Here is a 12,226-nt window from a genome sequence, read left to right as displayed (position 1 = left end):
TCGTGCCGCGCTTCGACGCCGCCGTCATGCAGCGCGTGATCGAGGTGGTGCACGAGCCCCGCTGGGACGAGTGGGAGGCTCTGACGGTCCCGACACTCGCGGTGTTCGCGAAGCATGGGATGTTCGGCAACGACGATCGGGAAGCATTGATCCGGCGCAGGTCCCAGACAGACAGGATTGATCTCGATGGCGGTAGCCATGACGCGCACCTCGACGCCTTCGATATGTGGATCGACGTGCTCAGTCGCTGGCTGGCCCGCGAGCGAATCAACGGGACGCACGCCAGTGGGCGCTGATGGTGCGCCGTGCCGGAACGTCATGACCAACTACACCTAGAGCGCCATGTCGACGTGCTGCCAGGCCCAGTACCCCGGAAGCATGTCTGAGACCGTCATGGCACCCGAGAAGCTCTCGCTGCGCGAGCTCCTCGCTGCGCGTTGTGAGGAGTTCCAGGTGCTCCTCGACGGGTACGGCGCGGCCAACCCGAAGCTGTTCGGTCCCGTTGCGCGGGGCACCGCGTCTGCCGGATCGCGCATCGACATCCTCGTCGAGATGGATCCCGCCGAGGGGGATCTGCTGATGCGTGCGTCCGGTCTGCTCGCGGAGACCCGCGCGCTGTTCGGGTGTGATGACATCGACGTGTTCCCTCTCCAACTGCTCAAGCGTCCGGTTTCGGCCTCAGTGCCCCCGAGGCGGTGCGTGGGTGCGTTGTTACCGACTGACGGCGCGGATCCAAAGCTTGTTCGGCTACGGAACGTGGTGGAGTTCCGCTTCAACAACTGATCCTGGCTGCTTCAACTGGGCCCGGCACTGTGGTGCCGGGCCCACTTGCGTTCCTGGGGATGCCGAAACAGACAATCTGGGGCGTTGGAACCTTCAAAGCAGGTTGGGATGCAGGATTTCGTCTGTTTTGGGGCGCTGGTTCCTGGGTGAGCCCGTCAATCACAGCTCCAGCAGCAGGCCTAGCACCCTGCCGCGGGTGCCGCCGTCCAGCATCTGCTGCATCGCGTCCAGGGTCTGTTCGAAGGGGGCACCCGATCGAGGACCGGCTGGAGCACACCATCGTTGACGCCGAGGGGATCAGCGCACCCGTGCTTTCACGTCGCCTCACCGACCTCGTGGCTGCCGGATTCTTCACCAAGGACGAGGTTTGCCGCGGCAAGCAGGGCCGCTACACCCTCACCGAACTCGACCCGGCCACCGACGACCGCGAGGCGCCACTGGATGACCTCGACACCCAGCTCTACAAACTCCGCGCCGAGCACCTCGGTTGAGCTGGCACTGCAGACGGCTCAGTGCCCTCGACGTACCTTCGGCGGATGGGAGCGCCGGTTGCGGGAGCGGGGGCGGGCCGGTGCCGGCCTGGTGCGCGAGGTGGCCCGCTCCTTCTGGGTGCGGGAGCTGTCGGCGCTGCGGCCCCGCACCACGCCGACGAACTCGTCGATCAGCGGATGCTCCGAGTCGACGCGCCAGGCCAGGGCGACGGGGGAGGGCTCGGCATCGGTCACGGGCCGGAAGACCAGGTCTCGGCGGCTGGCGCCACGGGCGATCGACATCGGCACCACCAGCACCGCGCCGGCCAGCACCCGGTCCAGGGCGATGGCGTCCAGCTCGGTGAGCACCGTGTCGTCGAGCTCGGCGATCTCGGCGAGCGTCACCTCGTCGGCGGCGGCGATCGCATGGTCCTTGGCCACCCACGCCACCATCTGCTCCTCGTAGAGCGGGATGGCGTGCAGGCCGTCGCGGTCGATCGGCAGGCGCACGAAGCACATGTCCAGGCTGCCGTCGCGAAGGCCCGAGAGCTGCTCCTCGTCGGACACCTCGCGGATCAGCAGCGGGTTGCGATAGCGCTCCTCCCAGGTGCGCTGCCACTTGTGCAGCACGACCCCGCGGACGTGTCCGATGCGCAGCTCTGGCAGGGGGGTGGTCTTCTCGCTCACCCGTGCAGGCTAGCGCGCGGACCGCGGCTCCGGCTCGGCTCGACTAGCCTTGCCGGGTGAGCCAGAACATGAAGCCGTCCACCGCCGCCCAGAAGCTGGGCATCCTGCTGTCCGCCGCGCCTGAGGAGTTCCAGCAGAACCCGATCAGCCGCGAGGACCTCGACGCGCTGCGCGCCGACCCGCCGCAGTGGCTGACCGAGCTGCGCAAGAACGGCCCCTTCCCGCGCGATGTCATCGCCCAGAAGCTCGGGGTCTCCAATTCCGGTCTGGCCCGTGGCGGCCTGACCGAACCGCTGAATGCCGAGGAGGTCGGCGCACTGCTGGCCGATCCGCCCGCCTGGCTGGAGCACGAGCGTTCCGTGCACCGCAAGGTGGTTGCCGAGAACGAGCGGCTGAAGGCCAAGAAGGCTGGCTTCGACCACTGAGCCGACACGAACCGTACGAAGTGAGGGCATTTTGATCCGATGTCGGATGGAGATGCCCTCACTTCGTGTGTGGGGCAGCGCAGAGTCAGCGCGCCTGCTTCCCGACGGCCCCGGTCACCTCACGGGCGACCTGCCGGGCATGGGGCCCGACGCCGGTGATCGTCGCCGAGCCCGGCCCGCTCCAGTCGCCGGAGCCCACCAGGAAGAGGCCCGGGAAACGCGGCCGGCCATCCTCCAGCAGATGGCGGATCGGGCGAAGCGCCGGGCGGTAGCCGGTGCACCAGATGAGGTGGTCCGCGTCGACCTCGTCCAGCGAGCCCACCATGGGCGTGGCCCGCAGGGCGCCCTGGTCGCGGGCCCGGCGCACCTCGGGCAGGACGACGATGTCACCCAGTGACGAATCGGCGCCGGGATCGGGCTCCCCGCGCCCGATGGCCAGGAAGCGCTGCTGGTTGCGGGCGAACAGCACCCGGCCGTCCACCTCGTCGGGCATCCAGCGCGGGGGATGGCGGGTGTACCAGGTGACCTCGGCCACGGCGGTGAGCTCTGCGGCGATCTGGGCGCCGGAGTTCGCCCCGCCCACCACCGCCACCCGCGACCCGCGGAAGGGCTCGACGCCCGGATAGTTCGCCGAGTGCCACTGCCGGCCCGCGAAGTGACCGGGCAGGGTGGGGACGAAAGGCGCAGACCAGGTGCCGGTGGCCGCGACGACCGTGCGAGTGCTCCAGTGGCGGTCACCGGCGTGGACCAGGTAGCCGTCGTCGACGTGCTCCACCCGGTCCACGCGCACCGGGCGCTCCACCGCGATCTTGTAGCGATCTTCGTAGCGGGCCAGGTATTCCACGACGTGCGAGGCGGGCGGGAAGCCGTCGAAGGGCGGCATCAGCCAGCCGGGCAGGTTGGAGAAGTCCGTGGTGGAGAACAAGGTCAGCGACGGCCACACGTGCCGCCAGGCGCCGCCCGGGCCGTCCTGGTCGTCGAGCACCAAGACGTCGACGCCGGCGCGCAGCAGGTAGTAGGCCGTCGCCAGCCCCGCCTGGCCGCCGCCGATGACGATGGCCTCGTGAGGGCTCACAGCATCTCCAGCGGCACCGGTCGTGCCGGGGCGGGGAAGGCGCGGTCGAGCTCTGCGAGGTCTTCTGCGGTGAGCTCCAGCTCCAGAGCGGCGGCATTCTCGCGGGCCCGCGCCGGATCGGCGGTCTTGGGGATGGCCAGCACATTGCCGTCGCGGATGGTCCAGGCCAGTGCCACCTGCGCGGCGGTGGCCTCGTGGCGCCGCGCGATGCTGGTGAGCGCCTCCGCACCGGGGGCGTCGAAGAGGCGGGCCTGCTCCAGTGGCGAGTAGGCCATGATCGACATCCCCGCCTGGGCCGCGACGGGGAAGGGGTCGAGCTCCGGGCCGCGTCGGGTGAGGTTGTAGAGCACCTGGTCGGTGACGCAGGCCCCGCCGCCGGGAACCTGGCCCAGCTCGCGCAGGTCGTCGGCGTCCAGGTTGGAGACGCCCCAGCTGCCGATCATCCCCTCGCGCACCAGCTCCTCGAAGCCGGCGACCGTCTCCGACAAGGGGTGGCGTCCGCGCCAGTGCAGCAGGTAGACATCGATCCGGTCGGTGCGCAGACGGGCGAGGCTGCGCTGGCAGGCCTGCCGGACGCCCGTGCGGGAGGCATTGTGCGGGTAGACCTTGCTGACCAGCACCGCCTGGTCGCGCCGTCCGGCCAGGGCCTCGCCGACGACTTCCTCGGCGCCGCCGTCGGCATACATCTCGGCCGTGTCGACCACCACGAGCCCGGCATCGAGCCCGGCGCGCAGCGCGTCGGCCTCCCGGGCCTTGGGCGCGTGGCCCTCGCCCATGTACCAGGTGCCCATTCCGATGGCCGGCACCGACCGCCCCGCAAAGTCGAGAGTCCTCATGCCCGCCAATCTAGCCAGCGTTGACCTGGGGCGTGTCGAGGACGGTGACGTGGTGGTCGAGGTAGGCCAGCGGGGCGACGTCCGGGTCACGGTGGTGTTCGACCACGTCGATGAGAGCCAGGCATGTCGGGAAGGCGGCCAGGGTGTGGCGCAGCTGCGTCCGCTCGAGCGCGGTGGTCATCGGCGGTCTCCTTCGAAATGACCTAGACTGAACTTTGTGGAGAGCGTCTCCGTTTGCTTCAGCAATGACATGGAGGCAGTCTCCGCCATGCCAATGAAGGACCCCGGGCAGTGGAGGAGCGTACAGATGGCTGGCGTGGCAGGCAGGGCTGATGCCGTGCGCAACAGGCAGAAGATCGTCGAGGCCGCCAGGGAGTCCTTCTCCGAGCTCGGGCTGGAGGCGCCCCTGGATGGCATCGCCAAGCGCGCCGGCGTCGGGGCGGGCACGCTCTACCGGCACTTCCCGGCCCGCGAGGACCTGGTCGGCGCCGTGCTCGCGACGCAGATCGTCGGGCTCGAGGAGTCACACGAGGCGCTCCGGGCCAAGGGGCTGGGCGCCGGGGAGGCCCTGGAGGAGTGGGGCATCGTGCTCCAGCGTTGGATGACCAGCTATGTGGGACTTCCCGAGCCGCTGCGCCAGGCGCTCGACGGTGGCTGCGGCAGCCTGGGCGTCGGCTGCGAGCGGGTGATCGGGTGGACCGACGAACTGGTGCAGGCCGCCAGGCAGGAGGGCGTGGTGAAGGATCACGTCACCGGCCGCGACTTCTACCGCACCATGCTGGGGCTGGCCTGGGTGGCGACCGCTGGAGGTGCGGGCTGCGAGGACGTCGCGCCGCTGTCGCGGATCGCGCGCGAGGGCTGGCGGGCGGCTCCGGTGGGCTGAGCCCACTGCGGAGGCAGCGGTCGCTTGATAACTGGAGAAGTCTCCCTATCCTCGAAATGGATGGTCTCTCCACTTCAGTGGGCCTCTCGACGCATCCTCGGGGACCCAGAACCGCACCACCTCGCACCACACCGTTCTCAGAACCACGAAGGGCAACCCATGAGCGTCTCCGTCCCCCTGTCCGTCCTCGACCTGGTCCGCTTCGACCCCACCGCCGAGGGCCCCGCCGAAGCCATCGCCCGCAGCGTCCGGCTCGCCCAGACGGCCGATCGCCTCGGCTACCGCCGCCTGTGGTTCGCCGAGCACCACAACGCCGCGTCGATCGCCTCGTCGGCCACCTCGGTGCTGATCGAGCACGTCGCCTCCCAGACCGAGCGCATCCGCGTCGGCGCCGGCGGCATCATGCTGCCCACCCACTCGCCGCTGGTGATCGCCGAGCAGTTCGGCATGCTCGCCTCGCTGCACCCCGACCGCATCGACCTGGGCCTGGGCCGCGCTCCCGGCACTGACCAGACGACCATGCGGGCACTGCGCCGCACCGGCCGCGAGTCCGACAACTTCCCCAGCGACGTGGTGGAACTGCACGGCTTCCTGTCCGACCAGTCGCGCATCCCCGGCGTCGCGGCCCACCCCGGCCAGGGCACCAAGGTGCCGCTCTACATCCTGGGCTCCTCGCTCTTCGGCGCCCGCCTGGCCGCCCAGCTGGGCCTGCCCTACTCCTTCGCCTCGCACTTCGCCCCGGCGATGCTGCAGCAGGCCGCGCAGGAATACCGCGAGGGCTTCGACCCGAACGGTCCGCTGGCCCCGGCCGACGCCAAGCCGTGGTTCATCGCCGCCGCCAACGTGATCGTCGCCGACGACGAGGGCGACGCCGCCGACCAGCGGCACCGCGCCGAGGCCCGGTGGCTGCGCGACTTCCTCTCGCGCGGCGGCAGCAATCCCAGCGACGCCGACATCGCGGCCGCACGCCAGCACCCGCAGGGCCAACAGCTGCTGTCGATGCTGGAATGCACCTTCTCCGGCACCGGCCAGCAGGTTGTCGCCGGCCTCGACGGATTCGCCCAGCAGGTGCAGGCCGACGAGCTGATCGTGGTGAACATGGCCATCACCGAGGAGCAGAAGCAGCACACCCTGGAGCTGCTGGCACCCCAGCAGCAGTGATCCGGGCCGCTGGTGCCGGCACCGGGCCTGCACCAGTGACAGCCTGTCGGAGCGTGGGTCCTCAGTGCTTGCGCCGCACCGCCCCGATGACCTTCTGGACGGCCGCCACCGCGGCACGCGTGAGGGGATAGAGCGCCCGCCGCTGCCGCAGCCACGGCCCGATCGCCTCCCGGTAGGGGGTCAGGCCCGATTCGTCGCCGAAGAGCCGCGACTCCACCCGGGCGCTCGGCAGGCCCGGGATGGCGGCCGCCACCGTGTCGACGATACGCAGCACCACCGCCGCCCCACGGCGTGCCGGGTCGGTGCTGGAGATGTTGTCGCGCAGGGTTCAGGCGTACTCGCCCAGCGCCTGCAGGTCGGGCAGGCGCCGGGCCTCGAGGTCTGCGAACCAGTGCGCTGATCCCGAGGCGCCGTGCTCGGCGAGCAGGAAGCCGTCCTCCAGGCCGGAATTGACGCCCTCGCCGGTGGGCGGCAGGACGCTGTGCGCGGCATCCCCGATCAGCAGCAACCACTCGTCGAAGGCCAGCCGGTCGCACACCACCACCGCGCCGCCGAAGGGCTTGCGGCCGAAATAGTCGGCGAGGTCGTCATGGTTGAGCAGGGGAGCGGCCAAGGGCGCGCTGCGCTCGATGTGGGCGCGCAGCCCCGCAATCGCCTGCCCGGTGGGGTCGTCGGACAGCAGCAGCTCGGCCGACTCGTCGCCGTCGATGGCGCTCAGCATCACGCCCCAGACGCCGTCGGACAGCGTGGCGGTGTAGATGCCCTTGGGACCGAAGATGTGGTGGATCGACGGGTCCAGCCCGGGCGCGCTGGCGCGCGGCCCGGAGAAGGCGACGCGGAAGTGCACGCCCCAGTCGCCGATGCGCGGTTCGAAGCCGGGGACCTGCTCGGCCAGTGCGGTGCGGGCGGTCGACCACACGCCGTCGGCGGCCAGCACGCGGGCTCGCCGGCCTCGACGTGCACCTGTCCCTGCTGGGCGGAGAAGGTGAGGGTGCGCCCGGCCAGGTCGAGACCGACCAGCCGGTGGCCGGGGCGGTAGGTGATCCGTTCGTCGTCGAGCACCCGCTCCAGCAGGATCTCGGTGAGGAAGGCGCGGGTGGTGGCGACCAGCTTGCCGCTGTCCAGGTGGGCGACGCGGCGGTGGCCCGAGTAGATGCGGAAGGCCTCGACCACCTCGCCGTGCTCCCGCAGGCGCCCCAGGAGCGTCGGGTCGATGCGGCGAAGCGCCTCCTGGCCGCGGGTGTTGACCCCGATCGGATAACTGTTGGCGCTCGAGAGGTCCAGTTCCTCATGTGCCTCGTGGATGGTGACGCGGTGGCACTGGGCGGCCAGCAGCAGACTGGCGGCCAGTCCGACCGGCCCGGCGCCCAGGACGATCGTGTGCGGGGTGGTCTCGGTCATGGGTTCCTCCGGATGGTCGTCCGGCAAGTCAAGAACACGGGGCAATCGGTGGGCAGAAGGGTGGGTAGCGTGGGCCGGGTGAAGATCCTCGTGACTGCCTTCGCCCCCTTCGGCGGCGATGCCGTCAATCCGGCACTGGAGGCGGTGCGGCTGCTGCCCCCGACGATCGCCGGCGCCGAACTGGTCACCCTCGAGGTGCCCACCGTCTTCGGACGCTCCATCCGCACCGTCACCGGGGCCATCGACGCCCACAGCCCGATGCGGTGCTGTGCGTCGGCCAGGCCGGTGGGCGCAGCGGCGTCACCCCGGAACGGGTCGCCATCAACGTCGACGACGCCCGCATCCCCGACAACGAGGGAAACCAGCCCATCGACCGGCCCGTCGTCGACGGCGGGGCACCCGCCCACTTCTCGAACCTGCCGGTCAAGGCCATGGTGCAGGCCATCACCGAGGCAGGCCTTCCCGGCGAACTGTCCAACACCGCCGGCACCTTCGTCTGCAACCACCTGATGTACGGGGTACTGCACCACCTCGCCCGCCAGCGTCTGGACCAAGTGCGCGCAGGCTTCGTGCACGTCCCCCTCATCCCCGAACAGGTCACCGGAGGCGAAGGACCCTGCCTACCGCTGTCCGACATCGCCCGGGCCCTGACTGTCGCCATCGAGGCGGTCGTCGCCCACGACGAGGACCTCCGCCTGGCGATGGGCGCCACGCACTGACCCCCTCTTCCTGCAGCCAGGAACGGTGACATCGGCCCATGGTGGAATGGGATCCATGCAGACCAAGACCATTCCCGCCGCCCGCGCCACCCAGGCGCTCGCCGCCGCCTCCACCGTCTTCGCCTGGTATGCGTTGCCGGACGTCGTGCGCTCCCGGGCGGTGCGCGGCTGGGCCAAGACGGCGCTGATCGCCGGCTGTGTCGGCACCGTCGTCGCCACCGACGACGGCTCGATCGACCCGAGGCGGGCGCAGCAGGCGATGGAGAAGGCCGACCTGGGCGACATCGTTCCCTGGATGGTGGCCGTCGGCGGTGTCCTGCTGGCAGGCTCCACCGCACTGTCGGTGGTGGTGGAGAAGAAGATCTTCGCCCGGGGCGAGCGTCGTCGTGCCGCCGGCGTACGGGGCGCGCACACGAGGCTGGCCGTCGTCGCAGCCGTGGCGACGGGCCTGCTCAGTCTGGTCGACGAGGACCGTCTGGTCGGCGAGGACTGATCCAGTCCCTGCGAATCCCCGAGGCTCACTCCTCGGGGACGGTTCCCACCTGCTTGGCGGGCAGGCCCACCATGATCGCCCGCGCCGGGACGTCCTTGGTCACCACGGCACCGGCACCGACCCCAGCACCGTCGCCGATGGTGATGCCAGCCTGGTCCTGAAAATGGCAGCCAAACCGATCGTCTCGCCGGCGTTCAATGCGTCCAGCAGGGGCTGGAGTCCGGGGATTTCACTCATGGGTCTGCCTTTCGGGGGCCCTCCAGAAGGGGTGGGACTGCAGCCTGCCACGGCCGCGCGTGTTCCCGGCTGACGCACCCGTCACGGGACGGTCGGCAACCCGCTCACCCGGGTGCGGGGCCGCTTCCGGCCAGTGGGACGCTCACCCGCACGAAGTCGGGGTCGACGTCGCAGCTCACCTGGCAGGCTTCGGCCAAGGCGCTCCACCGCGCCTGCTGTTCGAGCGAGGGGGAGACCACCAGCGCCACCAGCTGGGTGGAGGTGCCGCTCAGGGTGAGCAGCTGTCCAGCGGTGGCGGGCAGCCCGGCATGGTCCAGGACCTCACCCAGCTCCGCCAGTGAGCCCGGGTTGTGCTCGTCGTCCAGGGTGGAGTTCACCGTCCAGCCCGCCTGGCGCAACCGGCCCAGCGAGTCGAGGAAGTCCTCGTGCCCGGGGCCGAGCACCAGTTCGTCACGCAGGGTGGCCTCCAGCCGTCGCGCTTGGCCCTCCAGCACGGGGCAGCCCGGGTCATGGCTTCCCTCGGCCACCGTGCGCAGCAGCGGCAGCGCCACGTCGGTGACCCGCTCCGACCAGTACTGGGCGACGTGGGTCTCGGCCTGCAGGTGGCTGGCAGCACGCCGCATGGCCTCGGCCACCTGCGCCTGGGAGGCGTTCTCCTCGGCGACTGCGCGGGCCACCTGCAGGGCCACCAGGGCGACGAGGCCCTCAGCGATGCCCGTGGTCAGGGAGATGTGCAGATACAGGAAATCGCGCAGGCCCACCGAGTAGACCAGCGAGCCCTCCTGCACCAGTCCCCACAGTCCCAGCATCACAGCGCCGCGGACGAGGGGCACCTGCAGGACGGCCAGGTGCACCAGCCCGGCGGCGGTCCAGCCGATCCACAACGGGTAGACGGTCTCCATCTGCTCGGGGGCCAGCCACAGGTTCAGCCACCAGGCGAGGGTGGTGCCGACGAAGATCGCCACCTGCCCCCAGATGGTCATCTGGTGGTGTCGCAGGCGTCGCAGCCACCACACGCCCCAGACCACCAGGAGGGCGGCCACCGTGCGCATCGGCCAGGCGGGCTCCAGCAGGCTGCCGGCGAGCACCGCCATGAACGGGGTGATGGCCAGTGCCGGCCAGGAAGTGCGGGCCAGCACCCAGGCCAGCGAACTCGACCCCAGGCGGGGCCAGGCCGCTCCGACGCTCCGGTCGTCCAGCGCGGGCCAGACCAGGCGCACCGTGGTGCCCTGCCCCGGTGAACTGACCACCGAGGAGGCGCCGCCGGCATCCTCCAGTCGCTCCTGGACCGAGTGGCGAAGCCCCAGGCGGCCCTGGGCCAGGGCGCGGGTGGGGTCGAAGCCCCGCCCGTCGTCACGAATGGTGATGTGCCACTGGAAGCCGTGCTCGGCCACGTCCACCTCGGCGTGCGTGGCGTGGGCGTGCCTGGCGACGTTGACCAGCGCCTCGTGGGTGGCTGCGACCATGGCGCGGGCCACCTCCTTGGGGACGGGGTCGCTGTGGCCGGACAGCCGCGCACCGGCACGAACCAGGGCAGGATCGGTGACCAGCAGGTCCTCCAGGCGCGCGGTCACCTGACTGTCGCGGACCTGGTCGATGGCCGCGACCGCGGTGCGGCACTCCTCGACGACCATCGCGTGCGGCACTGCGCCGGAGCCGCGGCTGATGGCGTGCAGGGCGTGCAGGACGTGGTCGTGCAGCAGGCGGGCAGCCTCCCGGCTGGCATCCTTCTCGGCCCGCTCCACCTCCCTGCTGTGCTCGGCGCGCAGCCGTCGGGCCATCTGGTGGTCGGCCTGGCGGGCGAGCAGGTCGAGCCCGTAGCCGAACAGGGCCATCATCGCCACGGGCATGGTGAACCACGGCACCGGGGCCAGGCGCTGGGCGGTGATCTGGATGCCGTCCAGCCACAGCATGAGCGGGTCGAGGACGGTCAGCAGGCCCAGGACCAGCGCGTTCACCACGGCGAAGGTGCGGCGGGTGACCAGGGTGACCGACCAGCAGACCCAGGGGATCGCCCAGAAGCCGGGGGCCCACCAGTTGAGGGCGTGCAGCTGGACTCGCAGCGGCATCCACCACAGCGTCGCCGCCAGCAGCAGCGCACCGCAGAACCACATGCCCAGCCTGCTGCGGGGTCGCAACCACAGGCCCACCAAGGTGGCCACTGCGCTGGCGATGACCGCCCAGGTAGCCGGACGGATGTGGCCGACGCCGCGCAGGTCGGCCTCGGGCAGCGGCACCATGGCCAGCGGGATGATGAGCAGTGCCGCGGTGATCCCCATGGCCCGCATGCCCGCGGCGACGCCTTCGCGCGAGGTGCGCATCCGGGTCTCGGGCCCGCGGGAGGTCTGCAGTCCACCGAGTTCCGGGGGCGCGGCGAGCGCCCCGGGCATGTCTGTGAGGAGGACTGGGGGAGTCACGGCGGTCCCGGGGAGAGGGGTGGTTGAAGGGGCGAGCACCACGCGGGCCCTCGCGGGACGAGTATCGCACGCCGCAATTCACTGTGGGGCATGCCCTGCGGGGCGGTCAGCAGGCCTTCAACCAGCCCGTCGGATAGCCTCGGTCCCCATGGACCAACTCGATGACTTCATGGTCGGCGCCCTGCTCGGGATGACCGTCGGCGCACTCAACCACGTGGACCCCAGCAAGGCCCCCGAGAACGAGGCGGCCCTGATGCGCCTGCTCTCCATGCCGGAGCCGCAGCGAGGGGCCGAGGCTGCCACCCTGGTACGAGCCCTGGACTGGGACGAGTCGGTCACCGACGTCAACGACCAGGGTGTGCAGCAGCTGGTGGCCTGGGGGCTGCTCCTGCGCGACCTGTGACCCATCCCTGGTAGGGCGAGGACCCCTGGGGCCGGCTGTTGCGGGCACATCAGCCATGCGCATAAGCCATTTCCTTGCGTGAGCCCTGCTCGCGGGCTAGCGTCGAGGGCATGACGAACCAGAAGAAGATCCTCATCGTTTCCACCGACTTCGGCGTGGAACAGCCCGAGATCGTCGTGCCCGCCACCAAGCTCAAGGAGCTGGGCCACGAGGTGGTCGTCGCAACCCCCTCCGGC

16 protein-coding genes and 1 pseudogene are annotated in these 12,226 nt (G+C 70.7%); 9 read left to right on the top strand and 8 right to left on the bottom strand.

Annotated elements, in window-relative coordinates; translation table 11 throughout:
* The 3 genes from ACHFFZ_RS02315 to ACHFFZ_RS02305 form a co-directional block, all read left to right on the top strand.
* The coding region (locus tag ACHFFZ_RS02315; RefSeq protein WP_394275052.1) for an alpha/beta fold hydrolase at nt 1–296 on the top strand (296 nt) is incomplete at its 5' end.
* 82 nt (nt 297–378) lie between these two features.
* Nucleotides 379–783 carry a nucleotidyltransferase family protein gene (locus ACHFFZ_RS02310; protein WP_394275051.1) on the top strand — a complete coding sequence of 135 codons (405 nt, stop codon included), beginning with the start codon at nt 379–381 and terminating at the stop codon, nt 781–783.
* Between the two features lie 308 nt (nt 784–1,091).
* Nucleotides 1,092–1,274: a hypothetical protein gene (locus ACHFFZ_RS02305; RefSeq protein WP_394275050.1), complete on the top strand. Its 183-nt coding sequence runs from the start codon at nt 1,092–1,094 to the stop codon at nt 1,272–1,274.
* 18 nt (nt 1,275–1,292) lie between these two features.
* Here the strand turns inward: ACHFFZ_RS02305 and ACHFFZ_RS02300 are convergent, their stop codons facing one another.
* Nucleotides 1,293–1,940 (bottom strand): LysR substrate-binding domain-containing protein, encoded by a 648-nt coding sequence (locus tag ACHFFZ_RS02300; RefSeq protein ID WP_394275049.1) that lies wholly within the window; start codon nt 1,938–1,940, stop codon nt 1,293–1,295.
* 56 nt (nt 1,941–1,996) lie between these two features.
* Here ACHFFZ_RS02300 and ACHFFZ_RS02295 point away from each other — a divergent pair, with 56 nt between their 5' ends.
* Entirely contained in the window at nt 1,997–2,365 is a 369-nt protein-coding gene (locus ACHFFZ_RS02295; RefSeq protein WP_394275048.1) for a DUF5997 family protein, read from the top strand.
* A gap of 85 nt (nt 2,366–2,450) precedes the next feature.
* Here ACHFFZ_RS02295 and ACHFFZ_RS02290 read toward each other — a convergent pair whose 3' ends face one another.
* The 3 genes from ACHFFZ_RS02290 to ACHFFZ_RS02280 are packed head-to-tail and all read right to left on the bottom strand — an operon-like array spanning nt 2,451 to nt 4,457.
* The gene (locus ACHFFZ_RS02290) at nt 2,451–3,440 is read right to left on the bottom strand and encodes an FAD-dependent oxidoreductase (RefSeq protein WP_394275047.1); all 990 of its coding nucleotides are present in this window, start codon (nt 3,438–3,440) and stop codon (nt 2,451–2,453) included.
* Complete coding sequence (locus ACHFFZ_RS02285; protein ID WP_394275046.1) at nt 3,437–4,276, bottom strand: aldo/keto reductase; 840 nt, start codon at nt 4,274–4,276, stop codon at nt 3,437–3,439. The genes ACHFFZ_RS02290 and ACHFFZ_RS02285 overlap by 4 nt, the downstream gene beginning before the upstream one ends.
* 10 nt (nt 4,277–4,286) lie before the next feature.
* Nucleotides 4,287–4,457, bottom strand: coding sequence for a hypothetical protein (locus ACHFFZ_RS02280; protein ID WP_394275045.1), 171 nt, complete (start codon nt 4,455–4,457; stop codon nt 4,287–4,289).
* Nucleotides 4,458–4,583: 126 nt separating this feature from the next.
* On the opposite strand from ACHFFZ_RS02280, the gene ACHFFZ_RS02275 reads away from it, so the two are divergent.
* Together ACHFFZ_RS02275 and ACHFFZ_RS02270 are read left to right on the top strand one after the other, a co-directional pair.
* Nucleotides 4,584–5,159 carry a TetR/AcrR family transcriptional regulator gene (locus ACHFFZ_RS02275; protein ID WP_394275044.1) on the top strand — a complete coding sequence of 192 codons (576 nt, stop codon included), beginning with the start codon at nt 4,584–4,586 and terminating at the stop codon, nt 5,157–5,159.
* A 159-nt stretch (nt 5,160–5,318) separates the two neighbouring features.
* Complete coding sequence (locus ACHFFZ_RS02270) at nt 5,319–6,320, top strand: LLM class flavin-dependent oxidoreductase (RefSeq protein ID WP_394275043.1); 1,002 nt, start codon at nt 5,319–5,321, stop codon at nt 6,318–6,320.
* A gap of 61 nt (nt 6,321–6,381) precedes the next feature.
* Here ACHFFZ_RS02270 and ACHFFZ_RS02265 read toward each other — a convergent pair whose 3' ends face one another.
* Both ACHFFZ_RS02265 and ACHFFZ_RS02260 read right to left on the bottom strand, forming a co-directional pair.
* Nucleotides 6,382–6,594, bottom strand: coding sequence for a hypothetical protein (locus tag ACHFFZ_RS02265; protein ID WP_394275042.1), 213 nt, complete (start codon nt 6,592–6,594; stop codon nt 6,382–6,384).
* Nucleotides 6,595–6,648: 54 nt separating this feature from the next.
* Nucleotides 6,649–7,239, bottom strand: a complete 591-nt coding sequence (locus tag ACHFFZ_RS02260) for an FAD-dependent monooxygenase (protein ID WP_394275053.1) — start codon at nt 7,237–7,239, stop codon at nt 6,649–6,651.
* Between the two features lie 371 nt (nt 7,240–7,610).
* Between ACHFFZ_RS02260 and pcp the strand changes: the two are divergent.
* Together pcp and ACHFFZ_RS02250 are read left to right on the top strand one after the other, a co-directional pair.
* Nucleotides 7,611–8,440 (top strand): annotated as a pseudogene (gene pcp / locus ACHFFZ_RS02255) (pyroglutamyl-peptidase I).
* A 55-nt stretch (nt 8,441–8,495) separates the two neighbouring features.
* Entirely contained in the window at nt 8,496–8,933 is a 438-nt protein-coding gene (locus ACHFFZ_RS02250; RefSeq protein WP_394275041.1) for a hypothetical protein, read from the top strand.
* 99 nt (nt 8,934–9,032) lie between these two features.
* Here ACHFFZ_RS02250 and ACHFFZ_RS02245 read toward each other — a convergent pair whose 3' ends face one another.
* Both ACHFFZ_RS02245 and ACHFFZ_RS02240 read right to left on the bottom strand, forming a co-directional pair.
* Nucleotides 9,033–9,170, bottom strand: coding sequence for a hypothetical protein (locus ACHFFZ_RS02245; RefSeq protein ID WP_394275040.1), 138 nt, complete (start codon nt 9,168–9,170; stop codon nt 9,033–9,035).
* Between the two features lie 104 nt (nt 9,171–9,274).
* The gene (locus ACHFFZ_RS02240; RefSeq protein ID WP_394275039.1) at nt 9,275–11,587 is read right to left on the bottom strand and encodes a sensor histidine kinase; all 2,313 of its coding nucleotides are present in this window, start codon (nt 11,585–11,587) and stop codon (nt 9,275–9,277) included.
* 148 nt (nt 11,588–11,735) lie between these two features.
* On the opposite strand from ACHFFZ_RS02240, the gene ACHFFZ_RS02235 reads away from it, so the two are divergent.
* A complete protein-coding gene (locus ACHFFZ_RS02235; protein WP_394275038.1) occupies nt 11,736–11,990 on the top strand; it encodes a hypothetical protein in 255 nt (84 codons plus the stop codon).
* Nucleotides 11,991–12,226: the final 236 nt, after the last annotated feature.

The organism is Luteococcus sp. (assembly GCF_043424415.1).
GTDB lineage: Bacteria > Actinomycetota > Actinomycetes > Propionibacteriales > Propionibacteriaceae > Luteococcus.
Note: the sequence above shows the minus strand (reverse complement) of the source record. Positions and strands in the feature narration are given on the sequence as shown.